We start from the raw sequence: 26,339 nt of genomic DNA, 5'->3' as shown, positions 1-26,339 counted from the left end.
CCTTGCTCACAGCGGCCAGCCAGCAGAATTCCGCTACCGTGGGACCGGACTGTTGCCGCCAACCACCTGATAGTCCGACGACCGTGGTTCCCTGCGCCACAGCCTGGTACCCGCAACGCCCTGCGCCTTCAGTTCCCGTTTGACGATCTTGTTGGTGGCGGTCGACGGTAGGTCGGCGTCGATGCGGATATAGGTCGGCCACGCCTTCGGAGAGAGGTCGGATTGCGTGGCGAGAAATTCGACGAGCTCCTCGGGCGTCAGGGTCACGTTGTCGCGCAAGACGATTGCGGCCATCACGGCGTCGCCGACGTGCTCGTCGGGCACGCCGTACACGGCGACGCGGCTGATCTTGGTTTCGCGCATGAGGATTCGTTCCACGGGACCGGCGGCGATGTTCTCACCGTCGACGCGCATCCAATCGCCGGTGCGCCCGGCGAGATAGATCCACTCGTCGGCGTCGCGGTACCCGAGGTCGCCGGACCAGTATTTGCCGTCGCGAATGCGTTCGGCGGTGGAGTCGGCGTCGTTGTAGTAGCCGACGAAGAGTCCGGCGCCGTGGGTGTTGACGATCTCGCCGATCGCCTCGTCCGGGTTGGCCAGAGCGCCGTTCTCGTCGAATTGCGCTGGCGCACACTCTTTTCCGGTCTCGGAGTCGTAGATCGCGACACCCGGGTAGCCCTTGCCGATGGATCCGGCGGGCGTACCGGGCTCGCGGGTGATGATGATGGCCAGTTCCGTCGACCCGAAGGCGTCCCAGACGGTGCAGCCGAAACGACGGCTGAACTCGTCTATGTCGCGGTCGGTGGCCTCGTTTCCGAATGCCACCCGCAGCGGGTTGTCGGCGTCGTCGGGGAGTTCGGGTGTCGCAAGGATGTACGACAGTGGGCGTCCGACGTAATTCATGTACGTGATCCCGTAGCTGCGGACGTCGTCGAGGAACCGGGTGGCGGAGAATGTCGCAGGCACCATCGCCGCGCCGCTGCAGAGGGCGACACAGTAGCCGCCCATGATGGCCGCCGAGTGGAACAGCGGCATCGAGAGGTAGCAGACGTCGTCGGTGGTGACCTGGTACTTGTCGACGAGCACCGGTCCGGCGAAGGGCACCATCATGTGCGCCAACTGGACTGGTTTGGGATTGCCGCTGGTACCGGAGGTGAAGATGAGCATGAACGTGTCCATCGCCGTCGGAACACTGTGCGGGACAAGCTCTCCCGCATTCGCGACGAGATGTGCCCACTCGTCGGACTCGACGTCGACGATGCGGACGCCGGGCAGGTCGAGTCCGTCGAGCAACGGTTTCGCGGTGGCGTCGGTCAGCAGGATCTGGCAGTCGGCGCGCAGGATGTCGGCGGCGAGCGCGTCGCCGCGGCGAGTGTTGTTGATGCCGACCGTGATGTATCCGCCGAGCGCGCTTGCCGCCAGAGACGTCAGCAGCGCAGGCGAATTGGGCAGCAAGACTCCGACGTGCATCGGGCGCGCGGTGTCGGCGAGGGCGATGACCGCCGATGCCTGACGGGTTGCGGACGCGATGTGTTCACGCCAGGTCCAGGTCTTGTCGCCGAACGCGACGGCGGTGGTGTCGTCGTCGGAACGGGCCTGCAGAAGCTGGGTGACGGTATCGGCCATGCACCTATGGTAGAACGTGTTCTAAGTCGCCGGTGCGCAATGCGCGCAGACTGGGGAGACACGCTCTGGTGGAGCGTCGCGTCACACCCTGGTGGCCGAGGTAGAACGACGCGCTAGATGATCGATGCGAACACGCCCGTCACCACGGCCAACGCGAGGCCGCGTAACAGCTGCAGCATCAAGGTCGGCGCGACAGCCCCGCCGGTCAACGGATCGAAGATCACCAGACCGTCGTGGTAGATGGGCGGCCGCGTGGCGCGGCGCAGCACCGCGCAGGCGGCACCGGCAACCACCACGATCGCGGCCGGCAGGTCAGTCGTCCAGCACGGCATCACGGCAAGACCCGCGAGCACGACGGCGACAACCGGAATCACTGACAGCGCCGAAAAGAGAACCCTGTCGCTACGGCCGAGCGCGGCTCGTAACGCGGGCTGCTGCGCGAGTTGACGCAACCCCGGTGTCATGCAGTTGCCCGCGGAATACAGGAGAACCGTCACCACGAGCATCGATCCGACATGGAAGGTAAACGTAAGGCCCAGCACAATCCCGACGACGGTGCAACATACCCACCGCACGGTCGCCGCCGGATGTCTCCCGGTCCGGGCTACGTCCATCCGCACCATCGCGAGCCATCCGGGCGAAGGCGGCTTGACTGAACGAATCACGTTGTGCTGTAACGCCCATAGCCGTTGTCGAGCACCGTCGAGCCAGGTGGTGTCCATCATGATCGCGCCGACGGCAGCCGCTTCGGTGAGCCCGTCTGCGGGCGCGAGTTCCCGCCGATGCAGACTCCCGACTCTGAGCGTCGGCCGACTGGCGGTGCGAGCGGCCGATCGAATCTGTTGCGCGACATACGAACTGAGTACGGCAAGCGGCAGAACCACAACCGTGACCGCGATGACCACGGCAACCGCGGGTGGGTACAGCCCGATCAGGGGCACATCGATCAGGACCGCCACGACGACGACACATGTGGCGACAGCAATCACCGGACGCCGGACGATGCGCGTTCGCGACATCGGGCTTTGGGCATGGAACCGACCGGTTGCGCCGCTGACTCGAACTGGCCCCCAGAGTCTCAACGCATAGCCGATCAGCACGCCGGCCACCACGATGACACCGGCGACGACGATGTCCGCGAGCCGTCCCGTTACGGATAGCTCGACCGCGCGGTGAATGACCGCACTCCGCGAAAAGCCGATGAAATAGACAAGTCCCATGACTGCGGAGAGCACGACAAGGTACCGGGAATCGTGCCTCATCGTTCACCGATCCGCACTACGATATCGGCCGATTTCTGGATCTCGGCACTGTGCGTCGCAACCAGGATCGCGGCGCGCGATTCTGCCATCTTTCCGATGAGCCATCCGCGCCCGTCGACGTCGAGTCCCTGTTCAGGCTCATCGAGAACGATGAGCCGGGCGGAGCGCATGAACACTACCGCGAGTGAAAAGCGTTGACGTTGCCCAGTAGACAGGGTGTGTGGGTATCTGTCGGCAACTTCCGCCAGACCCGCGTCCGCAAGGATCCAATCCACGGTCGCGGAACGCTCCGCGCATCGGTGAAGTCGGAGAACGAGACGGAGATGCTCGGCGACCGTCAGGTCGAAGAACGTCGCGTCATCGCCCAGATCGAATGCCACCGCGGAGCGGAAATGTGGGCTGGTGTCGTCGGGCACCCGCTCGTCGACCCGCACTGTTCCGGCGTCGAGGATCTCGTCGCCGATGACACATCGCAAGAGGGTCGACTTGCCGGCGCCATTGGGGCCGACGACGGCAGCACATTCGCCGGGTCTGACCGAGAGAAATAGTGAATCGAACAACACTTTGTCGCCCAGCGCGCGGCGGGCGTCGAGAATTTGCAGCACTTTTGATCAGCTCCAAGGATTTCGGTGGCAGGACGCAGCGCCACCTGACAGGCTCAGGCGGCGAACAGCGCTGACGTCGGAGCTCGCGGGCCTACGCCCGCGTCGATATGTGCGTCGATGAGGTCGATCGGTGGACTACGGCGGGCTCCGCGGAGGTCCGAGAGCACGGGGAGATGTCCATGAACAGGCCTGCACGTGAGGACCCCGATGATCCATGCAAACCGCCGCCTGTCGACGCCGACGGCACAAGCACCGACTAGCGCGACTACGACGAGTACGAATACCTCTGCCGGCTGTTGCGGGCCGAGGACGAGCAGCATGGGAGCAGCGATACACAGCCAATAGACGACGACGGATATCGCCGGATTGCTACGACAGTGCGCCATTCCTCGCCTCCCCGGGTATCGGGCTCATCGGCTACCGACTATAGACGGCTCTTTCCTCGCGATCACGAACGCTTGCGGAGTGCGCTCGCCGATCGGGGCGCGCACCGTCGTCGAATACTCGACGAATCCGGTGTCTGCCAACAACCGGACGATGTCATCGGGCTGGCGTCGCCGAAATACCAGATGCATTCGGCTGCCGAATGCCTCGTCGACGACGAACGGCTCGTCGCCGACTTGAAAACCAAGCAGCACAACACCGTTCGGTTTGAGGACCCGATGGAATTCGCTGCAAACGGCGGGCAGGTCGGCGTCTGGCATGTGGATCGTCGAATACCAGGCCAGTACCCCGCCCAGTGATTCGTCGGGCAGATCGAGAGCCAGCATTGATCCGATACGGAAGTCGATGTCGGCGCGCCGGCGCCGGGCGAGAGCGATCAGTTCCGGCGAGAGGTCGACACCGAATGCATCGTTCTCGGCGTCGCACAGCATTCCGGTGACCACACCGGTGCCGCACCCGACGTCGGCGATGGGTCCGTCGACCATCTCACCGAATGCGCCGATGATCGCGCGGTCGAGTGGACGCGTGTCGAAGACGGTCTCGAACAGTTCGGCGAAACCGGCTGCCCCGGCGTCGTATCCGCTGCGGGTCAATTCTTCATTCGACGGCACGGGCCGAGACTACCGAGGCAGGAACCGAACGTCGGCGGTGGCGCGCGCGAGCAGGGTGCGATCCTCGGTACGCATGCTCGCCTCAAACGACCCGATGCGCCGGCCGACCTTGATCGGCGTCACGTCGACGTGGACCGGTGTGCCGTCGACGGCGGGTGAACGGTAGAAGCCGATGTCGAAGTCCAGGATTTGGTAGTCGGTCTCCGGCTGCGTATGTGCTTGTGCGCCAAACGAACACGCGAGTGCGCCGATAGTACCGATCATGCCGCCGTGCATCGTGCCCATCATGTTCGCCATCCACGTTGCGGTGATCGCGGTGAACCGGGTGGCGCCGTCGTGGATGGCGACCGAACCGTTCACGAGATCGGCGATGGGTCCGAGCGGATGGTCGCCATGGGCGATGGCCTCGATGATCTTGTGCCCCGGGAGGTGGGGATCGGTGGTGGGCAGCGGACCCGTGGGGGTGGGAGCCGGAAGTCCACCGATCTCGTCGCGAGTCTTCGCGGCGCGGCCGACTCGAACATTGCGGGTGAGACCCGTCGTGACCAGCGTGCCGCCGGTAGTGGTGATGTCGGTGGTGGACGTGCCGTAGCCGTCGTCGTGCATCCGGACCTGCCCGGTGCAGATGACACGGTCGGTGACCGTCGGGCGGTGCAGCGCGGACATGATCACGCGAGCCTGCAACGACGCCGCCGAGGTGTCGAGTTCGTAGAAGGGGCGTCCGCCGATGGTGTCGAACAGGACTGCCAGGGCCGACAATTCAATGAGTCCGCGGTGGTCGGCGACCTTGTCGCTGAGCTGCTGGCCCAACGTGGTGCCGTCGTCGACGAGGCCGATCCCGAATGCGTCGAACGGGTTGCGCGGAGTGTCCATACATCCGTCGTATCAGGGAAGACGCGTGCGAATCCAGCCTGGCCGGGCGGGTGAGACCGATACCACAGAGGGCTTTCGCACCGCGCGGCGTAGTTGTCCAAAACCTCAAGAAACGTCGAGGACCTCGGCCAGCTCGTCCTGGGTATACGGCGGCGAGCTCCGATGATCCCGGTACGCTACCAACTTCGGCGTCGCCGCATCGTAGCGGCCGATGAAACCTCCACTCGCGGTGTAGATCTGGCCGGTGGTCGACGCCGCTCGATCACTGGCCAGGTAGACATACAGTGCTGCAACGTATTCCGCCGGGGCCGGGTCGAGGGCGGCGTCGCGGATCGCCGCGTCGAGGAGTCCCCGACGATGCAATTCCTCGATGTGGCTGATGTATTCGGCACCGGTGGACAACCGCGAACGGGCGCCCGGCATCACGACATTCACCCGCACGCCGAACTCCCGCAGATCGGCGCCGGCGGCGAGTGCGAGCGCGTTGACCCCGCCCTTACCCGCCGGATATCCGCTGCCGCCGAAGATTCCGGTCGACGCCGCCGACCCGGTCAGCACGATCGCCCCCGACCGCTGGTCCGCGAAATGCTTTCCGGCACTGTGTAGCAACTGATACGACGACACCAGATGCGCTTCGATCTGCTCACGAAACTGGGTGGGCGTGATGGTCAGTACCGTCGACGAGTCCGGCTCGGCGATCCCCGCGCAGTTGACGGCGATGTCGAGTGCGCCGAAGTGGTCCAGCGCAGCCGTTACCATCGTCTCCGCGACGCCGTCGTCGGCCGCCGAGCCGACGACACCGACCGCGAATCCGCCCCCGCCGGTGATCTCGGTGACCGTCTCCGCCACGGCGTCTGGGTCGCGACCGTTCACCACGACGGACACACCGCGTCCCGCCAGCGCATACGTCACCGCCAAGCCGATGCCCCGGCTCGCTCCGGCAACCACGGCGACCTTGCCCGCGAGTGTCATCGGCTACCCGTTCACCGGCGTGATCGACAACGGAATACCGCGATCGGCGAACTCGAAAGTCGCGCCCGAACTGAATCGGACGATCGCTACCTCGCCCGATTCCGCCTGCGAATCCCCTTGGGCGATAACAACTTCCAATGCACCATCGTGAACCTCCGCGGCTCCGATCGACCAGTGCCGCTCGACCGCGGTAGCCGCAGCCTGCAACGGTTCCAGATGTTCGGCCGTGAGCAGGGTGACCCAACCACCGTCGCGCATCGCCGCCGAATTCTGCGGAATACGGACCCGCACTCGATCATCCACGACGTCGGCGACGACACCCGTGTACTGCACCGGACCGAACACCGGATTGAGGTTGAGTACAGCAGCCAAACCGTCGGCGTCGCCCGACGACCCGAGGGCCGCGCGCAGCCGCTCCGACGTCATTCCCGCGATGCCGGTGAACTGCTTTCGAAAGATGTCGTCCCGCTGCGCAGCATCGACGGCCCGCCGCGACAATGCCCGCTCAAATCCCAACGCCAGCAACTGATGTTGCAGCGCGACCTCCTGAGCGATCCGGATGAGGGCACTGCGTGACCACTGCCGGAACTGGAGATCGGCGACCAGCGGCCCGCGATAGTCGACGACGCCGTCGGTGGACTCGGCATCTATCGGCGTCAATTCCATTGCCGCGACACCCATTCCGAACATCCACTCGGCGTCGGCCGGCAGGGGCAGCTCGTCGCGGTCGGGTTCGATGGTCACTGTCCACTCGCAGTGCGGTGATCGGTCGGCCGGCGTGCGCGGTGGCCGATGCACCGGCCTGATCCGCGCCCGACGATTCGTCGCGATCGCAGTCGCGTCGAACGTGGGATCCTCGATGTCGTGGCACATCGCGGTGACATAGTCGTCGCCCATCGGCTCGACGTCCATCAGCGCTCCGCAGTGCGCGAGCACGAACGATCCGTGGTACTCGTCGGTGATCTGATAGCGAAAGTCCATGAACTGCGGTGGCGCACCGATGTCGAGTTGCAGACATTTGAACATGTCTGCGACGCCGTCGCCGTCGATGCCCAGCGCGGACCGCATCCGGTGGGTGTACACCGGACTCGCGGCCATCCATTCTTCAATCGCGATCTGCGCCATGACCTCTCGCCCGAACGCACCGATCAAGTGGGCCATTCCGCTGCGATCGATCAACTGCCCGGACAGCAGTAGTTCGGGGATGATCGTCGCCAGCTGGTCCTTCGACAGGTCGGCATATGACTCGCGGGCCGACACGTTCCGCGCCGACGTCGGGATGCTCACCAGATCTTCACCGGCGCCTGACCGTAGGGATACCACCCCGGCAGATTTCCCGGCGCCGAGCGCTCGATGCGCTTGAGCATGCCGTCGCTGCACACCTTGTCGGTGAGCATCTCCAGGAACAGCGCCGACACGTTGCCGAAATCGAAAAAGTCACGCTGCCAAGAGAATTCGAAGTTGCCGCCGTATTTGAACCAACTCCCCTGAATCCCGTCGAGGGCGTAATGGGAACCGTCCGGGCGAGTTCGCTCGTAAACCTGCTTCCACAGCCCCAACATGTCGCCGGACTTCTCGTCGATCACCCACTGCTGGTACGGGTAGGTCCATCCGTCGAGGCCCTCCATCTCCTGCCCCAGCGCCAGGTCGCGGATCTCGTCGCGGCCCACGGCCATGAAGTCCTTCGTCGGGCCGTAGTTCCAGCCGTAGGTGGCGTCGCGCGCATAGAAGACCGCCAGCGGCCTCCAATCGCCCGCCTTCTCACACTCGATGTTGGCGGCGAGCCAACGGTCCTTCATCTCTTCCAGTTCCGCACGATCAAACGACATCTGAGCTCCTCGCATAAGTGGTTCCGACCGTCAGTCATCGACGATCTTGAGTGCTTGGGTTGGGCAATACCGCACGGCGGCAAGAACTTCCGCGCGGACAGAATCGTCGGGCTTCTCCTGCAACACGTCGACGTGATCGCGGCCGGAAGAGAACACATCCGGTGCTTCCAGCTCACACATGCCGTGCCCCTGGCACAGATCGAGGTCGACGACGACTCGCATCAGCGGGCCCGCCGACGGTACCGGACCCGACACGGCTGGGCCAGCTGCACGACCATCTTCGAGTGGTCGTTGTGATAGGAATCAGCCGGCTGAGCCATCTCGAACTCGTAGTTCTGCAGCAACACCGAGAAGATCGCCTTGAGCTGCATGATCGCGAATTGCGCTCCGACACAACGGTGCCGGCCCGCGCCGAACGGGATCCACGTCCACCGGTTGACCAGATCTTCTTGGCGCGGCTCGAAATATCGGTCCGGGTCGAAGACGTCCGGATTCGGGAAATCCTCCGCCAGCCGGTTGGAGACGGCGGGCGACACCGCGATCGACTGGCCCGCCCGCACCAGGTATTCGACAGCGCCACCGTCGGTTCCGATGCCATGAATGTGGAAGTCCTCCTGGACGACTCGCATCAGGATGATCAGCGGCGGATGCAGGCGCAGCGCCTCCTTCAACGACGATTCCAGCCGCGGAATCTGGCGCATCGCCGCAAAGCTGTACGCGGGCTTGCCATCTCCCTTGTCGGCGTAGATGTCGTCGAGCTCCGCCACCACCTGAGCCAGGTAGTCGGGGTTGCGCAGCAATTCCAGCAGCGTCCACGCCGCGGTGCCCTGCGTCGTGTGATGTCCGGCGAACATCATCGAGATGAAGATGCCGGTGACGGTGTCGGCGCTGAACATGGCCGAGCCGTCGTCGTTCTTCAGCGACACCAGGACGTCGAGCAGATCCCGATCCTCCTTCTTCTCCGGCGGATTCGCGACTCGCCGCTGCAGGACACCGGCGATGAACTCGACCAGTTCGGCGCGAGCGGCGTCGCGACGCCGGAAGCTCTCGATGTCGGCGTGGTAGTCGACGTAGGCCAGCGGGTCGGTGCCCTTCTCCAGATCGTGGTAGAGCTCGGAGACGTGTTTGGACAGCTCGTCGCGGAACTTGCGTCCGATCAAGCACGACGACGACGTGTACAGCGTCAGCTCCCCGAAGAACTCCAGCAGATCGATCTCGCCGGCATCGCCCCACTCGGCGATCATTCGCTCCACCTCGTCAGGGATGGTGATCGCGTGCTGCTTCATATGGGCACCCTTGAGTGCCTGATTGTGCAGCATCTCCGAGCGACGCTCGGGGCTGGTGTCGAAGACGACGCCCTCCCCGAACACCGGTGTCATGAACGGGTATGCGGCAGCCTGGTCGAGCACCTCGTCGGGCGCCCGGAAGAACTCCTCGTTGGCCGCGGCACCGGAGACCAGCACCACTTCGCGATCCGCGAGCTGAAACCGACCGACGTCACCGCATTCGTCGCGGACCCGCTCGAACAGACCGATCGGATCGCTCGCCAGCTCGTCGAGGTGACCGTGTTGACCGCCGCCACCGGACACCCGCCGCGGCGTCGACTCCCCCGTCGCTGCGCTCGCCCCTGCATATGAGGTCATTTGGTCTCCTCCTCGAGTTTCGTCAGTTTGCCTTCGGCCTCCACTTCGAGAACCCGGATGTGCGCGCCGGGCGGCATCGCGATGACCGAGCTGATCGCCTGCGCGACGTTGTCGGGAGTCATGAAGTTTCCGTGGCGGGCGAGGCCGAACTTGATCCAGTCGTTGAGCATGCCCTCGGTGTCGGCCTGGTCGAGGTTCATTCCCATTCCGGTCAGCGTCTGTCCGGGCCGAATCACGCTGGCGCGCACGCCCGTTCCCTCCAACTCCATCTGTGCGGTGGCGACCAGGCCTTCGATGCCGGTCTTCGCGGCGACATACGCCGACGACCACGGGCGCGGGCGAATGGCGACGTCGGAGCCGATGAAGACGAAGTCGCCCCGACGTCGGGTGATCATGTCCGGCACGACCGCCCGGTACAACCGGTGGGCCCCGACGAGGTGGATGTCGATCTGCGACGCCCATGCCGACGAGCTCATCTCGTGAGCTCGGCCCACCGCGAGATCACCCGCACCGGAGATCACGACTTCCAAGGGGCCTAGCGCCGCTTGGGCTTTCGCGACCGCGTCGGTGACCGACGCGGTGTCGGTGACATCGAGCGGCACGGCGATCGCTTCGCCACCGGCGGCGATGATCTTCTCCGCGGCTTCCTGGCATTTCTCGACGCGACGAGCGCCGAGCGCGACGGGATAGCCTGCGGCACCGAGCAATTCGGCCGTCGACGCGCCGATGCCGGACGACGCGCCGGCGATCAGCACCGGGCGACGAGCCGGATGCGGTTGAAACCTCGGCATCAGCGCACCGTCACTTTCACCGGGAGGGAAGCGAATCCACGTACATTCACCGAGTGCACGCGTTCCGCCCGGTCGATGTCGATGTCGATGGCCCGGATGGAGCGGGCCACCTCGGTCAGCCCCACGTTGGTTTCCAGGCGGGCCAGGTGCGCGCCGAGGCAGAAGTGAGTACCGAGCCCGAAGCTCATCAGGGCCTGCCCGACGGAGCTCTCCGCGTGCCGACCGACCACGTATTGGTCTGCGGTGGGCCCGAACACGGCCTCGTCACGGTTGGCCGATCCGACGAGCAGCAAGACCCGTTCGCCCGCCCCGATGGTGAATCCGCCGTACTCGACGTCGTCGAGTACGCGTCGAACCAGGATCTGCGTCGACGTGTCGTAGCGGAGTGTCTCCTCGGTCCAGTCCGGAACCACCTCATCCGGTGCGGCGAGCACTTTCGCCAGTTGATCGGGAAATCGCCAACCCCAATAGACCGAATTGGACAACAGTTTGGTGGTGGTCTCGTTGCCCGCGACCACCATGAGCATCATGAAGCCGATGATCTCGTCGTCTCTGAGGCGGGTCAGCTCACCGTCGTCGCCGGCGACCTCCGCGCCCAGCAACGCGGAGACCAGGTCTTCCCCGGGCTGCCTGCGGCGGCCGCCGACCAGATCCGAATAGTATTGGTAGAGGCCTAGATACGCATGGATCGCGGCCTCCGGGATGTCGAGCACGCCGTCTTCGCGGTGGATCAGCAAGTCGGACTGCTCGCGCAGGAACGCGCGGTCGTCGCCGGGCACGCCCAGCAATTCGCTGACGACGTCCATCGGCAGCAGCCCGGCGAAGTCTGCGATGAAATCGAATTCGCCCGCGTCGAGGCATTTGCCCCAATGTTGTTGTGTCAGTGCGGAAATACGGCCGGCGAGTTCATTGACCCGACGCGGGGTGAAGCCTTTCGACACGAGTTTGCGGATGCGCAGGTGTTTGGGATCGTCCATGGCCAGAAACGACATCGACTTGTGCGCATCGGGGCCGAACGCCGACGGGTCCATCGAAACACCCCAGCCGTTGGAAAGCCGTGGCGCGTCGCGGAATGCGGTGCGGACGTCCTCATGACGCGAGAGCGCCCAGAAGTTCATCGCCGCATTGTGATAGACCGGCGCCTCCTCACGTAGTCGCCGGTAGGTGGGATACGGATCCTCGTGCAGGTCGTAGGCGTACGGATCGAACGGAACGAGATGCTCCATGCCGTGGGTGATGGCGGTGTCGGACACGCCGGGCTCCTTCGTGGTCGGCTGGGTCGAGATCAGTGGTCGAGCACGCGCAACGCGGCAGCAACCAGTCGTTCAGCGGTGGCCTCATAGCTGAGGTGGCCCATGCCGGCGTGCACCAGAGCACCGGCGTACAGCAATTCGAGAGTGTCGACGACGGGCCCGGGATCATCCGGGTCGACGTCGAGCGCCTGAGCGAGGCGCACCCGAATGAAGCCGCCGATACGCAGTCGCAGATGTTCGACGTCTGGGTCTGAGCCGAGCAGCGCGACGGTAACCGCGCCGCTGAGCTGACCCTGTCCCGCCGCGACGAGTGCCACGGCACGCAGCACCTCGGTCACCCGATCGGTACGACTGCGCGTCGAATCCGGTTCTGGCACACCGTCGGCGAGGCGTCGCCAGAACACCTCGGCGACGAGATGACTCTTCGACGAGAAGTAGGTGTAAGCCGTCGCGGGCGCAACCCCCGCACGTTTGGCGACGGTCCGCACGGTCAGTCCGTCGAAGCCGACCTCGTTGAGAACGACGACGGCCGCGTCGGTCAACTTAGCCACCGTTTCGGCCTGCTGAACAGACAGTCGACGGCGGGTGGACTCCTGCGCGACGCTCGTCGGCGCCTGTTCCGTGCTGGACATATCAGCGACGCTACACTACGTTTGAACCTGAGTCCAGACACCTGTCCAGATGGAGGTCCAGTGAGCGTTCTACGTCCGACCGACAGTTCGGAGCTACTGATCGACGGCAAACTCGTGCCGGGATCCGGTGGGACATTCGACGTCGTCAATCCGGCAACCGAGGAGGTCATCGGGCGAGCCGCCGACGCGACCGCGGCCGACATGGACGCGGCGATCGCGGCCGCGCGCAACGCATTCGACACGACCGACTGGTCGCACGATCACGCATTCCGCGCAAAGTGCCTGCGGCAGTTGCGCGATGCCCTCGCGGCGCACACCGATGAACTGCGTGAGCTGACAGTCGCCGAAGTGGGCTGCCCGATATTCCTCACGCACGGACCACAGCTCGAGGGACCGATCAACGATCTCGGCTACTTCGCCGAGATCGCCGAATCCTATTCCTGGACAACCGATCTCGGTCAGGCCGCACCAATGGGTATCAAGACCCGCCGCGAGTTGCGCGCCGAGGCGATCGGTGTGGTCGGCGCGATCACCCCGTGGAACTTTCCGCATCAGATCAACTTCGCCAAGATCGGCCCCGCGCTCGCCGCCGGATGCACGGTGGTGCTCAAGCCGGCCCCCGACACACCGTGGTGCGCGGCGCTGGTCGGCAAGGTGATCGCCGAGGAGACCGACGTCCCGCCGGGCGTCATCAACATCGTCACCTCGACCGATCACGCGCTGGGCACGCAGTTGACCACCGATCCGCGCGTGGATCTGGTGTCCTTCACCGGATCCACCGCAACCGGCCGAAAGGTGATGGCCGCCGCGTCGGAGACCTTGAAGAAGGTCTTCCTGGAACTCGGCGGAAAGTCGGCGTTCGTGGTCCTCGACGACGCCGACCTCGCCGGGGCATGCAACATGGCGGCGTTCAGCGTTCTCACTCATGCCGGGCAGGGGTGTGCGATCACCACTCGCCTGCTCGTGTCGCGTGATCAGCTCGACGAGGCGATCACCTTGACGCGAAACGCGATGGCCGGACTGCGCGCCGACGATCCGACGAAGCCGGGAACCATCTGCGGCCCCGTCGCATCCGCGCGCCAGCGGGACCGAGTGCTCGGCTACATCGACGCGGCCCGCGCCGACGGCGCGACGATAGAGATCGGCGGCGAGGCCGTCGACCGGCCGGGCTTCTTCGTCGAGCCGACGCTGATCTCAGGTGTCGACAATTCAGCCGCAATCGCCCAGGAGGAGGTGTTCGGTCCGGTTCTGGTCATCCTCCCCTATGACGGCGACGACGATGCGATCGCGATCGCCAACGATTCGCCGTATGGCCTGTCGGGCGCCGTCTACGGAACCGACGAAGCACGAATCGACAAGGTGGTCAACGGAATCCGCACCGGCACCCTCGGCGTCAACGGCGGCATCTGGTACTCCGCCGATGTCCCGTTCGGCGGATACAAGGCCTCCGGCATCGGCCGAGAGATGGGCGTCGCGGGTTTCGAGGAATACCTCGAAACCAAAGCCATTGCATACCCCGCCTAACAACTCCCACGAAAAAGGAACCCGCACAATGCGATTCGAGAACAAGACAGCCATCGTCACCGGCGCCGCGGGCGGCATCGGTGAAGCCTACGCCCGTGCACTCGCCGCCGAAGGAGCGCGGGTCGTCGTCGCCGACGTCAACGACGAACTCGGCGAGAAGGTCGCCGCCGACATCGGCGGAAAGTACGTCCACACCGACGTCGCCGACGAGGAATCGGCGAAAAGCCTTGTCGCACAGACCGTCGAATCATTCGGCAAGATCGACTACCTGATCAACAACGCCGCGATCTACGGCGGCATGAAGCTCGACTTCCTGATCACCGTGCCGTGGGACTACTACAAGAAGTTCATGAGCGTCAACCTCGACGGCGCGCTCAACGTTACCCGCGCGGCATACGGACAGATGAACTCCGGCGGCGCGATCGTCAACCAATCCTCTACTGCCGCATGGCTGTACAGCGGGTTCTACGGTCTCGCCAAGGTCGGTATCAACGGTCTCACGCAGCAGCTCGCCGTCGAGCTGGGCGGAGCGAACATCCGCGTCAACGCCATCGCTCCGGGCCCGATCGACACCGAGGCCACCCGTACCACCACCCCGTCGAACATGGTCGCCGACATCGTCAAGGGCCTGCCGCTCAAGCGGATGGGCACCCCGGAGGACCTCGTCGGCATGTGCCTGTTCCTGCTGTCCGACGACGCGCAGTGGATCACCGGTCAGATCTTCAACGTCGACGGCGGACAGGTGATCCGCTCGTGACCCCCACCGCACCCCTGCGCCTCGGCTATGTTGGCCTCGGCAATATCGGCGGGCCGATGGCCGAGAAGCTGGCGCGTGGTGACAGTCCGCTGACGGTCTACGACCTCGATGAGACGGCCGTGGCGAAACTGGTCGACGCGGGGGCGTCGGCGGCAACCTCGTTGGCGCAGTTGGGAACCGACGCCGACATCATTTCCATCTGTGTGGTCGACGACGCACAGGTGCGGACGGTGGTGAACGGTCTGCTGACGGCCGCACCGTCGGGGACGATCATCGCAATTCACTCGACCATCAATCCGGCGACCGCCGTCGAACTGGCGCAAGCCGCGTCGGCGAGCGGGGTCGTCGTGGTTGACGCGCCGATTTCCGGTGGGGCGCAGGGGGCGGCGCAGGGACGACTGGCCGTCATGGTCGGCGGACCGCGCGAGGCGTACGAGCGGATCAAGCCCGCGTTCGCGCCGGTGTCCGACCTGCTCGTGCATGCCGGCGACGTCGGCGCGGGCACGCGAATGAAGCTGGCGCGCAACCTCTTGCATTTCATTTCGTTCGCGGCGAGCGCCGAGGCATCGCGACTGGCCGAAGCGGCCGGCATCGACCTGTCCAAGCTGGGACGAGTCGTACGGCACACCGACGCCATCACCGGCGGGGCGGGCGCAATCATGTTGCGCGACACCACCGCACCGATCGCCCCGGACGATTTCTGGTACGGAATCTTCAGCCACGTCCGCGATCTCGGCGAGAAGGACCTGTCGCTGGCATCGGAACTGGCGTCGCAGGTCGGCGTCGAACTGCGGCTCGGCGATATCGCCCTCGCGAATCTCGGCGCGTGGCTCGGTGTTCCGAGAACTGATCAGGAGGCAGACAACTGATGACCGAAGAGATGACCCCGCAGCGCCGCAAGGGCCTCGACATGATGTCGAAGGTGTACGGCTGGGAGATGGCCGACGGACCCGGCGACTTCTTCGCGCACACCGCCGATCAAGTCTTCGGCGAAGTGTGGTCGCGGGAGGGACTGTCGATCCGCGACCGGCGCCTGCTGCTCCTGGGAGCGCTCGCCGCCACCAACCAGATCGACGTCGCCGAGATCCAGGCGGGCGCGGCTCTCGGCAACGGCGAACTGACGCCGGAGGAACTCGATGAAATCGGCTTGTTCCTCTGTTATTACATCGGCTGGCCGCTGGGCAGTAAGTTGACGATGATGTTCGGCGGTGTAAGCAAGAAGTACAAGAAGCAGCAACAGAAAGAGTCCTAGAGCGATGACGTCACGTGTGGTGTTCACTCCGCTGAACGGCGGCAACGGGTGTTCGGTGCTATCGGCCGCACCAGCCCCCGACCTGGCCGCTGCCGGATACTCCGACGCCGAGTTCGCGGTCAGCGGTTCGGTTGCGGGCGTTACCGATTCGGGCCCGGTCGACGCGGCGGAGTTCACCACGCGGGTCATCGTTCGGCGCCCCGCGTCCACCGACGGCTTCAACGGCATCCTCGTAGTCGAATGGCTCAATGTCAGCAGTGGAACCGACGCCGCACCCGAATACAGTTATCTCGCCGAGGAACTGGTGCGCGGCGGATACGCGTGGGCGGGAGTGTCGGCGCAATACATCGGCGTCGAAGGCGGTGCGGGGTCGGTCGGCCTGGCCGACGACAGGCCACAATCACTGGCCGGCAAAGACCCCGAACGCTATGGGGCACTGCATCATCCGGGAGATGCCTACTGCTACGACATCTTCCGGTCGGTCGGCTCGGCGCTGCGGTCGGTCCACGACGCGTCGCATCCGCTCGCCGGGCTGGACATCTCGCACGTCCTGGCCATCGGCGAGTCGCAGTCGGCGATGGCTTTGACGACCTATGTGACGGCGTTCGACGCCGACGAGGTATTCGACGGATACTTCATCCACAGTCGGGCCGCCGCGCGTTTGCCGCTGGGGACCGTCGGCGCCGGAATCGACGTCGGCGAGACGTTCGGCGGCGCGACGGTCACGATTCCGGACGATTTCGCCAAGCCGGTGTTCACCATTGAGACGGAGACCGATGTGCTGACGAATTTCCAGTTTCACCGTGCACGACAAGATGATTCGTCGCGGCGGAGGACCTGGGAACTAGCCGGCACCGCGCACGCGGATCTCTTTCAGATCGGGCCCTTTGAGGACTATCTGGGTAGCCCCGAGCCGGTGAACCGCGGGCAACAGCGTTTCGCGTTGCGCGCGGCGCTGGCCCATGCGCGGGCCTGGGTGGCCGACGGCGTCGAGCCGCCTACCGCTCCGGCGCTGGAACTGTCCGGAGACGGCGACGACGCTGCCTTCGTGACCGACGAGATCGGGAATGTGCGAGGTGGTGTGCGGGCGCCGTGCGTCGACGCACCCACGCAGGTACTGACCGGCGTCGTGGAAAATCCGGTGTCGCGGATACATCTGTTGTTCGGCGCGACTGCGCAGATCGAGCCGGCGGTGCTGATGAAGCGCTACGGCTCGGTCGAGTCGTATCTCGATCACTACCGTGCCGCAGTCGACGAGGCGATCGCGGAAGGTTTTGCGCTGGAGGCGGATCGGGACGAGCTGATGGCGGATGCGCACCCGGAGTTGGTGTCCGGGTAGGCACTACGCCAGGAACCCGTCCACGACTGTGCGTACGTTCGGGGAAAACGCATGTCCCACATGGCTTCCGCGGAACCAGTGCACCCGGCCATCCCAATGGTCGTGTAGCCGCTGAGCCGAGCGAACCGAGGTCACTCGATCGTTCAACGCCGCCACCACCATTCGGCGGCCGTTGACCGGGATCGGTTCGACGGCAAGGGGATCCACCACCGACGACACGGCGCCCACCGCGGGATCGCGCATCAGCCCCGCGAGTTCTCGGCCCCGCCTTCCGCCGCGATCCATGTGGTGCGCCAACGTCGCATGCATGTCGAGCATCGGTACTACCGCGAGCACCGAACCGACCTCGGGCGCCAGCGACGCGACCATCGCGGCGAGCGGGCCGCCCAATGATGTACCGGCGACGACGATTTCACTCGGATCCTGAGTGGCGATCCACCGGATCAGCGAACGGATCTCGGCGATCGCCCGCAGACTCACCGCGACATTGGTCAGCGGATCTATGCCGGGATAGCTCACACCGGTGATCCGGCGTCGACCGTGCGCCGGCAACACCGGCAGCACCACCTCGTAACCGAGGATCTGATGCAGCGCAGCGGCGCGGAACGCGTACAGATCATCCGGTCGGCCCTGCGCCGCGCCGTGCACCCAGACGATCCAGCGTTTGCCCGCTCCCCCGGCACGCATCATCCGCATCGACGCCGGCTGTCCGGAATACTGATCCGCACCGGCGACCGGATCGGGTAGCGCAATGTCAGCGCGATAGTCGACCAACTGGAACTTGTTGGTACCGAACACCTTGGACGTCATCCGGGTGATCGTCGCAGTCGGTGGTCGCGGGTTGGCGCCGGCGACACCCAGCGCAGACAGCTCATGGGCGACGGCCGCGCAGCTGTCGATGCGCGCCGCGATCGTGGCGACGTCGGGGATCTTTCGTGTCACCGAATTGATCGCGATGAAGAGCTCGTCGATCGCCGACTCGCCGACCACCCTCGCTCCTGCGGCCGACGGCGGCACGCCTCGCGGTGGATCGCCTCGGCGAGCCGCACGCGCGCCGCCGACGGCGCGGGGCAGCACCGATGTGAACAGCTCCAGGCGTGCACGATTCGTCTCCCAGTCGGTCACCGGCGGACTCCGGCTTCGACGTCGAGCCCCAGCGCCTCGCTCACCTCGATCAGTGAATCACGGACCCGCGCAAGGAATCTCGCCGGGTTGGGCATCGACTCGGGGGTACTGATCAGGCCCATCGTCAATCGGCCCGCGTAGCTGTAGGCGGTGAGGTTGACGTCGGCGGGGGCGATCGCAAGCGCGAAGGAGATCCAGTCGACGACCTCGACGTCGCCGATCCATCGCGTTTGACGCGGCCCCGGCATGTTGGCCGTGGTGATGTTGTTCATGACCCTCGGCATCCGATGCGCCGCGAGTGATCGGAAGATCGGGCCGAGACGCCCGGTGTAGGTGGCCACCTTGGCCGTCAGATCGAATCCGGCGTCGCGTCGGTACTTCACCGCCGCGGCGCAACTGACTGCGGTTTCCTGAACGCGCGCAATGGGATCGGCTAGGTCGGAGCGCAGGTAGGCGAGCGCCGTCGCGATGTCGTTTCCCTCGGTGCGTGTCGATGACAGATCGCGGCACACACCGAACACCGTCACCGATGCGCCCGGGGCTTCGCCGCGAGCGAGTAGTTCCGCACGCATCGCACCCGCGATGACGCCGTGCAGCGCACCGTTGACGGTGGTACCGGTCGCGACTGCGATGCGCTGGACCGCGGCGAGCGGGATGTCACCGCTGGCGCAGTGCCGGGCCGCGCCGCTGCGCGTGTTGAAACTGGTGCGGCGCACCGTCAGTGGCCGTGGCACGGCATGTCGATCGGCTCGCCGTTTGATGCCCGCGGCCCGGGCGAAATCGCCGACGAGCGCGGGCACGCCGCGGAGCAGACGACCGGAGTCGTCGTGCGCCGCCAGGGTGAGACCACGCATATCGACCTGCGCCGCATCGGTATTCACCGGCGACGCTGCGAGGACGTCGCCGTGCAGGCCGGTCGATGCCATGAAAGTGTTGAGCGCGGCGAGGCCGTCGGCTACGGCGTGGTGAATCCGCACGATGACCGCCTGGCGCCCCTCGGCGAGACCGTTGACCAAGGTCAGCGCCCAGAGGGGTCGGCTCCGATCGAGCTGTCGCACAGCGAGATCCGAGGCTATTGCGTCGAGTTGCGCACGGCCGCCGGGCGCTTTCACCCATACCTCGTCGAGATGGTGTGCGATGTCGAAGGATTCGTCGGTCACCCAGTACGGCCGAGCGGCATGACCCGGAACCTGCGCCACGCGCTGCGTCGCGCGGGGAAACATGCCGAGATAGTGCGGCAGGGTGTCGAGCAGCTCGGCGAGTGTGATCGACATGCCTCGCCGCGAAGGGTCGAGGACGGCGATCTTGAGCGTGTGCATCGGCGTCGACGGCGTCTCCATGTTCAGCATGAGAGCGTCTGGACCCGACATCCGTTCTGGTGCGCGAGTCATGTCAGCCGACCTTCCGGTCGTCACCGACGGCGACGAGTGAGCGCTTGAGGACTTTACCCGTTGCGTTGCGCGGCAATTCGTCGATGAAATGGACGTCACGGGGAACCTTGAAGCCGGCGAGGTGGTCTTTGACGTGTCGCCGCAACCGGTCTGCCTCGGCGTCGAGGGACGCGACACTCGCGGTGTGTCGGCGGACGACGAATGCGGCGAGGCGCTGTCCGAATCGGTCGTCGTCGACGCCGATCACGGCGACCTCGCCGACGGCGGGATGGGTGCCGAGCACCTGCTCGACTTCGAGCGGGTAGACGTTCTCACCACCGGAGACGATCATCTCGTCGTCGCGGCCGACGACGAACAACAGTCCGCGCTCGTCGATGCGCCCGACGTCACCCGAGATCATGTGTCCGTCGGCGAAATCCTTTGTGCTGCCGGACGTGTAGCCGTCGAAGCCAGATGAGCTGGCGACGACGATCCGTCCGATGTCTCCGATCGCGACGGGCCGGTCGGCGTCGTCGAGGATGCGGACACTGGTCCCGACGAGGGGCCGGCCGGCGGTTTCCGGCGCGGCACGCAGGTCGGCTGGAGTGGCGGTGCTGATCAAGCCGGCCTCGGTGGCGTTGTAGCTGTTGTAAACGACGTCGCCGAAGCGATCCATGAAGGCCGACACGGCTTCGGGACGCATGCGCGAGCCGCTCGCGGTGACGAAACGCAGTGCGGGCAAGCGGTATTGGTCGAGGACCTCGGTAGGGAGGTCCATGATGCGTTCGAGCATCACCGGCACCACGGCGATGCCCGCGGCCCGGTGCGTGCGCGCCAGGTCGAGGGTGGTCCGCGGGTCGAATCGGCGGGTCATGACCATGGTGCAGGTCATGGTGGCCGCGACGGCGACCTGACCGAATCCCCACGCATGGAAGATCGGTGCGGCGATGACGGTGGATTCCCCTGCGCGCCAAGGGATTCGGTCCAACATGGCGGCGAGGGACGCGATATCGGTAGACCCGCCGCGGCGAGCGCCTTTCGGGGTTCCGGTGGTACCCGACGTCAGCAGGACGATGCGGCCGGCCCGGCGCGGGCGCACGGGTCGGTGTCCGAGATGGGATTCGATGAGGCCGTCGACGGAATCGGAGCCCGCGGCGTCGTCGATCCAGGCGCGGACGACGCGGAGGCCGGGGCTCGCGGCGAGCGCACCGGCCGTCAGAGCGTCGAACTCGTCGTCGACGATGAGCAGGTCCACCCGTTCGCCGACGACCACGTCGGTGAACTGAGGTCCGGCGAAACCGGTGTTGAGCAGCACGGCGTCGAGACCGAGACGTGAAGTGGCGGCGAGAGATTCGATGAGGCCGCGATGATTGCGGCACATGATCGCCACGGTCTTGACCGGCGGGCCCGGCATCGCGGCGATGGCTGCGGCCAATGCGTCGCAGCGGGCGTCGAGCTGCGACCAGGTGAGCCGTCCGGCGTCGTCGATGATGGCGGTGGCGCGTGGGGCGCGAGCCGCGGCGAGGCCGATGCCGCTCACCGGTGATGGCCCGCCGTGCCTCCGGAGGTTGACTCCCATGCGTGCGTAGCGGTCGAGGCGGACGGTTCCGAGGAAGCCGCTGCGCACGAGTGTGCGAGTGAGCCAGGTCAATTGTGTTGCGCGAGTGCGGATGGTGTTCGGCATGAGATCCTCCGGTCAGCCCAGGACGGGAAAGCGGCGGTTGCGGGCGAGGTCGTCGAGTGCGTGCTGCATGCGTTTGCGAATCACGTCGTCGATCTCGTCGATGGACGGGTCGGTGCCGAATTCGGCGGTGAGGTCGATCGGGTCGAGGACCTCGGTGACCAGCTTCGACGGCAGTGGGATATTCGGCGGGAAGCCCGGGGTGAGTCCGAACGGGAAGCCGAAACCGAAGGGGGCGCTTTGGATTCGGAACAGCTTGTCGACGCGGAGGAGCCTGGCGAGGCCGTCGCCGCGATTGAGGAACAGCTGCGTCTCCTGGCCGCCGATGGTGACGATCGGAACGATGGGGACGCCCGCTTCGAGCGCCGTGCGGATATAGCCCGTGCGCCCGCGGAAGTCGATGGTCGCGCTCTGCGACGTCGGGCGCATGGCTTCCCAGTCGCCGCCGGGGAACACGATGGTGGCGGCGCCGTCGCGCAGTGCGCGGACCGCAGTGCGCGGGCGTGCCGGGAGGAAGCCGGTCTTGCCGAAGATCTCTTTGCCGAAACCGGTGAAGAGGAGGTCGTGGGCGAGGGTGTAGAGCGGACGGGACGCGCCGAACTGCTCGGCGAAGGCGACGGCGATGACGGGGACGTCGAAGGCCATCAGTCCGCCGGAGTGGTTGGAGACCAACAGGACCCCACCGTCGGGGACCTTGTCCATGCCCCGAACCTCCGAGCGGAAGTAGGTTTTGGCGACCGCCCGCAGCACCGGCAGTACACGTTTGACCCAGGTTTCGTCGCGCACCGCGTGGTCGATCGTGTCGGTCGTCATGGCGTCGCCTCCCAGCGTGTCCGCAGGTCCAGAGCTAATTGGAACGTGTTCTACCTAGCTATTAGAACATGTTCTACTTTGGACTGCCATTGCGAGTGACGGGCGTCACTGTTCACCGGGCGCATCGGTTCCGATCACCGCCGGGCGTAGGGTGACCAGAGTGACGACTCCAGAACCGTTCAGCGCCGACGAGGCCCGCTCGGTCACCGAGGTCTGGCGAGGCCTCAGCCTGCCGGGACTGATCGACGTGCACACGCACTTCATGCCGCGCAACGTGATGGACAAGGTGTGGGCCTACTTCGATTCGGCCGGGCCGATGCTGGGCCGCGATTGGCCGATCAACTATCGCGCCGACGAAGAAGTTCGGGTCGACGGGCTGAAGGCTTTCGGGGTGCGTCGCTTCACGTCGATGATCTATCCACACAAACCCGACATGGCCGAGTGGCTCAACGGCTGGGGCGCCGACTTCGCCGCGCGCCAACCCGACTGCCTGCACACCGCGACGTTCTACCCGGAGGAGTCAGCACCGGCATACGTGGGCGGCGCGATCGAGGCCGGCGCACGAATCTTCAAGTCGCACATTCAGGTCGGCGAGTACTCGCCAACCGATCCACTGCTCGACGGGGTGTGGGCACAGCTGGCCGACGCGCAGATTCCGGTGGTCATTCATTGCGGATCAGGCCCTGCGCCAGGGCGATTCACCGGACCGGGCCCGATCGCCGAAGTGCTGCACCGGTTTCCGTCTCTGCGGCTGATCATCGCGCATATGGGTACCCCGGAGTACGTCGAGTTCCTCGATCTGGCCGATCGATATCCGTCGGTCATGCTGGACACGACTATGTCGTTCACGGACTTCAGCGAAGAGTCGGCGCCCTATCCGCGCGACGCCTATCCGCGCCTGATCGACCTCGGTGATCGGATCCTGCTCGGCAGTGACTACCCCAACATCCCGTACGGCTACCGACATGCTCTAGATGCATTGACACGCTTGAGCTTCGGCGACGACTGGCTGCGCGGCGTGTTGTACGACAACGCCGCCGGCGTGTTCGGCGTCGAAGAGTGAAGGTCGAAGAGTGAAGGTCGACGTCACTCTGACGTGCGATCTGCGGGACATGGCCGCGGCGGCGACCGACGCCGAAGCCGCCGGGTACCAAGGGATTTGGACCTTCGAGGGAGCGCATGATCCGTTCTTGCCACTGTTGCTCGCGGCGGAGCACACCCGTGGCGTGACGGTCGGGACGTCGATCGCGGTGGCGTTCGCGCGAAATCCGATGCTGTTGGCGACGCTCGGCTGGGATCTGCAGGCGTATTCGGGTGGGCGGTTCATCCTCGGGCTCGGTACGCAGATCAAGCCGCACATCACGCGGCGCTACTCGATGCCGTGGAGTCGTCCGGCGGCGCGGATGGCCGACCTGATCGACGCCGTGCGGGCCATCTGGGAAAGTTGGCTGACCGGTGGGCGGCTGGATCACCGCGGCGAGTTCTATCAGCACACGTTGATGACACCGTTGTTCATGCCCGACCCCAATGTCGTCGCCGAAAGCGGGCCTCCCCCAATCTGGTTGGCTGGTATCGGAGAGCAGATGACACATACTGCCGGGGCCGTCGCCGACGGATTTCTGTCGCACCCGCTGGCGACGGACGACTACCTGCGCGAGGTGACCGTGCCGACGTTGGGCCTGGGCGCGGCGAGTCGCGGGCGCGACGCCGAGACTCTCGCGGTGCACCACTCGGCGATGGTGATCGTCGGGGCGGGCCCGAACGATCGTGTTGCGGCGCGAGAGGCGATCCGCAAGCAGATCGCGTTCTACGCCTCGACACCGGCATACTGGCCGATTCTCGAACTGCACGACCGTGCCGCCATCGGACCGCGGCTGAGGGAAATGTCGAAGCAGGGCAAGTGGATCGAGATGGCCGACGTCGTCGACGACGAGTTGGTCGACGCGGTCGCGGTGACCGTTGAAGACGTGGAATCGGGTGCGACGGAATTGCGGCGGCGATTCGACGGGGTGGTCGATCGGATCGGATTCAATACGCCCTATCAAGCAGATCCGGCGATCTTGGCAGCGCTGGGTGCGGCGTTGAGGGGTTAGGCGATGCTGCAAGGTGAGCAGTTCCGCAATGCGGTCGTGCGCTCCCGGAGTGCCGTTGACGTTGCTCACGCTGCAACCCCGTCCGCTTCCCGAGTGCCGAAGCGAGGAACGAGCTTCGGTGTAACCGCCGTGCTGAGTGACCGCGAGGAACGAGCGGTTGTATCGAAGTAGAGGGGTTGGTGAGCCGCAAAGCAGACCGGGAAACGGGCTTTCGGGGACGGAGAGCGTTTCTGCGCGCCGCATTGCCGTCGACGACCCGCGTCGCATGCCTTCCCTGCTCCCCGAGTGCCGAAGCGAGGCACGAGCTTCGGTGTAACCGCCGTGCTGAGTGACCGCGAGGAACGAGCGGTTGTATCGAAGTAGAGGGGTTGGTGAGACGAAAAGCAGACCGGGGGACGGGACTTCGGGGACGGCGAGCGTTTCTGCGCGCCGTGTTGCCGTCGACGACCCGCGTCGCATGCCTTCCCTGCTCCCCGAGTGCCGAAGCGAGGAACGAGCTTCGGTGTAACGAGGGGCTGGTGACCCGAAAAGGCTGACCGGGGAACGGGGATTCGGGGACGTGCATCGTTCCCCGAATGCTGTCGACGTGGCTCGCGCCGCAACCCTCCGCGCCCCAAGTGGCGTCCACGTTGTCGTTCACGCCGCACCCCTCTGCTCCCCGAGTGCCGAAGCGAGGCACGAGCTTCGGTGTAACCGCCGTGCTGAGTGACCGCGAGGAACGAGCGGTTGTAACGAAGTAGAGGGGGCAGGTGACCCGCAAAGCTATACGAGGGACGGGCTTTCGGGGACGGAGAGCGTTTCTGCGCGCCGTGTCGCCGTCGACGACCCGCGTCGCATCCCTCTGCTGCCCGAGTGCCGAAGCGAGGAACGAGCTTCGGTGTAACGAGGGGCTGGTGAGACGCAAAACCCACAGGGGAACGGGGATTCGGCGACGTGCATCGTTCCCCAAAGTGCCGTCCACGTTGTCGGTCGCGCCGCAACCCTCCGCTCCCCGAGTGCTGTTGTTGTCGGTCGCATCGCAACCCCGCTCCCCGAGCGCCGAAGCGCGGGACGAGCTTCGGTGCAACGAGGGGACTGGTGAGACGAAAAGCTGACCGGGGAACGAGTTTCGGGACATTGAGGGCTTCGGCGTCGGGCTCACCCATCACCACCAGCAGCAGCACAAACAAGCGGCGGCGGCGGTCGGCGTCGACGGTCGACAAACAACGCCGCCGTCAACGCGAACGCGACGCCAATCGAGCCGAACGCGAAACCGCCGAGGCCGTGCACGCGGCCGCCGTCGAACACGACCGCATCACCGGTGAACCCTGCAAGTACTGGCGCATCCGCTCCCGCCATCCGAGTCCCACCAGTCACACCCGTGACAACGAACCGTTACCGCAATACGACGACACCCCACCACCCTTCTAAACCAGACACATGCGGCGCTCAAACCGACCGCGACAGCCCACTCGGCCCACCCATAGCCTGGCCATGACCCCAGCACCGCGAGCCTCCCGAAGACGGCCAAAAGTGCTGCGGCACAGTTCACCCCACAGGGGTGAGCGGCCTCGAGACGCGCCCGGCTCGGCTAGCGCCTCGCCAGGCACTCGACCACCCGCGGGACGGCAGTCGCTCGCCTTCACCGCGAACATCAACCTCACCATGAGTCACAACGAATCGTTGCGCGCTACCGAGACTCGCGGTCCCGACTCAGTCGGCAACCTCACCAGACCCCTCGTTACACCGAAGCTCGTACCTCGCTTCGGCACTCGGGGAGCAGACGGTTGCGGCACCAGCCGACGACGACGGTACTCAGGGAGCAAGCTGCTCCTCCAAATTCCGTTCCCCTGTTGAGCTTTCGT

25 protein-coding genes are annotated in these 26,339 nt (G+C 65.5%); 8 read left to right on the top strand and 17 right to left on the bottom strand.

What is annotated here, in order from left to right; all coding sequences use genetic code 11:
* Positions 1–33: 33 nt before the first annotated feature.
* The 13 genes from fadD1 to HH308_RS13030 form a co-directional block, all read right to left on the bottom strand.
* The gene (fadD1, locus tag HH308_RS13090) at positions 34–1,626 is read right to left on the bottom strand and encodes a fatty-acid--CoA ligase FadD1 (protein ID WP_170194656.1); all 1,593 of its coding nucleotides are present in this window, start codon (positions 1,624–1,626) and stop codon (positions 34–36) included.
* Between the two features lie 113 nt (positions 1,627–1,739).
* Positions 1,740–2,846, bottom strand: a complete 1,107-nt coding sequence (locus tag HH308_RS13085) for a DUF6297 family protein (RefSeq protein ID WP_170194655.1) — start codon at positions 2,844–2,846, stop codon at positions 1,740–1,742.
* Positions 2,847–2,884: 38 nt separating this feature from the next.
* Entirely contained in the window at positions 2,885–3,493 is a 609-nt protein-coding gene (locus HH308_RS13080) for an ABC transporter ATP-binding protein (protein WP_170194654.1), read from the bottom strand.
* A 410-nt stretch (positions 3,494–3,903) separates the two neighbouring features.
* Positions 3,904–4,548, bottom strand: a complete 645-nt coding sequence (locus tag HH308_RS13075) for a class I SAM-dependent methyltransferase (RefSeq protein ID WP_170194653.1) — start codon at positions 4,546–4,548, stop codon at positions 3,904–3,906.
* A 9-nt stretch (positions 4,549–4,557) separates the two neighbouring features.
* A complete protein-coding gene (locus tag HH308_RS13070) occupies positions 4,558–5,421 on the bottom strand; it encodes a PaaI family thioesterase (protein ID WP_170194652.1) in 864 nt (287 codons plus the stop codon).
* A gap of 105 nt (positions 5,422–5,526) precedes the next feature.
* Positions 5,527–6,393 (bottom strand): SDR family NAD(P)-dependent oxidoreductase, encoded by an 867-nt coding sequence (locus tag HH308_RS13065; protein ID WP_170194651.1) that lies wholly within the window; start codon positions 6,391–6,393, stop codon positions 5,527–5,529.
* 3 nt (positions 6,394–6,396) lie between these two features.
* Complete coding sequence (locus HH308_RS13060) at positions 6,397–7,680, bottom strand: hypothetical protein (RefSeq protein WP_312870573.1); 1,284 nt, start codon at positions 7,678–7,680, stop codon at positions 6,397–6,399.
* Positions 7,677–8,237, bottom strand: coding sequence for a nuclear transport factor 2 family protein (locus HH308_RS13055; protein WP_211188462.1), 561 nt, complete (start codon positions 8,235–8,237; stop codon positions 7,677–7,679). Before HH308_RS13055 ends, HH308_RS13060 begins: the two co-directional genes overlap by 4 nt.
* A 15-nt stretch (positions 8,238–8,252) precedes the next feature.
* Complete coding sequence (locus HH308_RS13050) at positions 8,253–8,444, bottom strand: ferredoxin (protein WP_170194649.1); 192 nt, start codon at positions 8,442–8,444, stop codon at positions 8,253–8,255.
* Positions 8,444–9,865: a cytochrome P450 gene (locus tag HH308_RS13045; RefSeq protein ID WP_170194648.1), complete on the bottom strand. Its 1,422-nt coding sequence runs from the start codon at positions 9,863–9,865 to the stop codon at positions 8,444–8,446. The genes HH308_RS13050 and HH308_RS13045 overlap by 1 nt, the downstream gene beginning before the upstream one ends.
* Positions 9,862–10,656 carry an SDR family oxidoreductase gene (locus HH308_RS13040; RefSeq protein WP_170194647.1) on the bottom strand — a complete coding sequence of 265 codons (795 nt, stop codon included), beginning with the start codon at positions 10,654–10,656 and terminating at the stop codon, positions 9,862–9,864. The genes HH308_RS13045 and HH308_RS13040 overlap by 4 nt, the downstream gene beginning before the upstream one ends.
* A complete protein-coding gene (locus HH308_RS13035; RefSeq protein WP_211188469.1) occupies positions 10,656–11,882 on the bottom strand; it encodes a cytochrome P450 in 1,227 nt (408 codons plus the stop codon). Before HH308_RS13035 ends, HH308_RS13040 begins: the two co-directional genes overlap by 1 nt.
* A 59-nt stretch (positions 11,883–11,941) precedes the next feature.
* Complete coding sequence (locus HH308_RS13030) at positions 11,942–12,541, bottom strand: TetR/AcrR family transcriptional regulator (RefSeq protein ID WP_170194645.1); 600 nt, start codon at positions 12,539–12,541, stop codon at positions 11,942–11,944.
* A 60-nt stretch (positions 12,542–12,601) separates the two neighbouring features.
* Here HH308_RS13030 and HH308_RS13025 point away from each other — a divergent pair, with 60 nt between their 5' ends.
* The 5 genes from HH308_RS13025 to HH308_RS13005 are packed head-to-tail and all read left to right on the top strand — an operon-like array spanning position 12,602 to position 17,413.
* Positions 12,602–14,065 carry an aldehyde dehydrogenase gene (locus tag HH308_RS13025; RefSeq protein ID WP_170194644.1) on the top strand — a complete coding sequence of 488 codons (1,464 nt, stop codon included), beginning with the start codon at positions 12,602–12,604 and terminating at the stop codon, positions 14,063–14,065.
* A gap of 28 nt (positions 14,066–14,093) precedes the next feature.
* A complete protein-coding gene (locus tag HH308_RS13020; RefSeq protein WP_170194643.1) occupies positions 14,094–14,822 on the top strand; it encodes an SDR family oxidoreductase in 729 nt (242 codons plus the stop codon).
* Positions 14,819–15,691 (top strand): NAD(P)-dependent oxidoreductase, encoded by an 873-nt coding sequence (locus tag HH308_RS13015; protein ID WP_170194642.1) that lies wholly within the window; start codon positions 14,819–14,821, stop codon positions 15,689–15,691. Before HH308_RS13020 ends, HH308_RS13015 begins: the two co-directional genes overlap by 4 nt.
* Complete coding sequence (locus HH308_RS13010) at positions 15,691–16,074, top strand: carboxymuconolactone decarboxylase family protein (RefSeq protein ID WP_170194641.1); 384 nt, start codon at positions 15,691–15,693, stop codon at positions 16,072–16,074. The genes HH308_RS13015 and HH308_RS13010 overlap by 1 nt, the downstream gene beginning before the upstream one ends.
* 4 nt (positions 16,075–16,078) lie before the next feature.
* Complete coding sequence (locus HH308_RS13005; RefSeq protein ID WP_170194640.1) at positions 16,079–17,413, top strand: alpha/beta hydrolase domain-containing protein; 1,335 nt, start codon at positions 16,079–16,081, stop codon at positions 17,411–17,413.
* Positions 17,414–17,416: 3 nt separating this feature from the next.
* On the opposite strand, the gene HH308_RS13000 is transcribed toward HH308_RS13005, so the two are convergent.
* Genes HH308_RS13000 through HH308_RS12985 form a run of 4 tightly spaced genes read right to left on the bottom strand, consistent with a single transcriptional unit; the run spans position 17,417 to position 22,402 of the window.
* The gene (locus HH308_RS13000; RefSeq protein ID WP_170194639.1) at positions 17,417–18,538 is read right to left on the bottom strand and encodes an alpha/beta fold hydrolase; all 1,122 of its coding nucleotides are present in this window, start codon (positions 18,536–18,538) and stop codon (positions 17,417–17,419) included.
* Complete coding sequence (locus HH308_RS12995; protein ID WP_246284581.1) at positions 18,535–19,929, bottom strand: wax ester/triacylglycerol synthase domain-containing protein; 1,395 nt, start codon at positions 19,927–19,929, stop codon at positions 18,535–18,537. Before HH308_RS12995 ends, HH308_RS13000 begins: the two co-directional genes overlap by 4 nt.
* 1 nt (position 19,930) lies before the next feature.
* Entirely contained in the window at positions 19,931–21,592 is a 1,662-nt protein-coding gene (locus HH308_RS12990) for an AMP-binding protein (protein WP_170194638.1), read from the bottom strand.
* 12 nt (positions 21,593–21,604) lie between these two features.
* On the bottom strand, positions 21,605–22,402 hold the full coding sequence (locus HH308_RS12985) for a lysophospholipid acyltransferase family protein (RefSeq protein WP_170194637.1): 798 nt from the start codon (positions 22,400–22,402) through the stop codon (positions 21,605–21,607).
* A gap of 160 nt (positions 22,403–22,562) precedes the next feature.
* Between HH308_RS12985 and HH308_RS12980 the strand changes: the two genes are divergently transcribed.
* The 3 genes from HH308_RS12980 to HH308_RS12970 all read left to right on the top strand — a co-directional run bounded on the left by HH308_RS12980 (position 22,563) and on the right by HH308_RS12970 (position 25,905).
* Complete coding sequence (locus tag HH308_RS12980; RefSeq protein ID WP_312870571.1) at positions 22,563–23,465, top strand: amidohydrolase family protein; 903 nt, start codon at positions 22,563–22,565, stop codon at positions 23,463–23,465.
* Between the two features lie 10 nt (positions 23,466–23,475).
* Positions 23,476–24,495 (top strand): TIGR03617 family F420-dependent LLM class oxidoreductase, encoded by a 1,020-nt coding sequence (locus HH308_RS12975; protein ID WP_312870570.1) that lies wholly within the window; start codon positions 23,476–23,478, stop codon positions 24,493–24,495.
* 1,077 nt (positions 24,496–25,572) lie between these two features.
* Complete coding sequence (locus HH308_RS12970; RefSeq protein WP_170194636.1) at positions 25,573–25,905, top strand: hypothetical protein; 333 nt, start codon at positions 25,573–25,575, stop codon at positions 25,903–25,905.
* The last annotated feature ends 434 nt before the right edge of the window (positions 25,906–26,339 follow it).

It is taken from the genome of Gordonia asplenii (assembly GCF_012933505.1).
GTDB lineage: Bacteria > Actinomycetota > Actinomycetes > Mycobacteriales > Mycobacteriaceae > Gordonia > Gordonia asplenii.
This window is presented reverse-complemented; position numbering and strand designations above follow the sequence as displayed.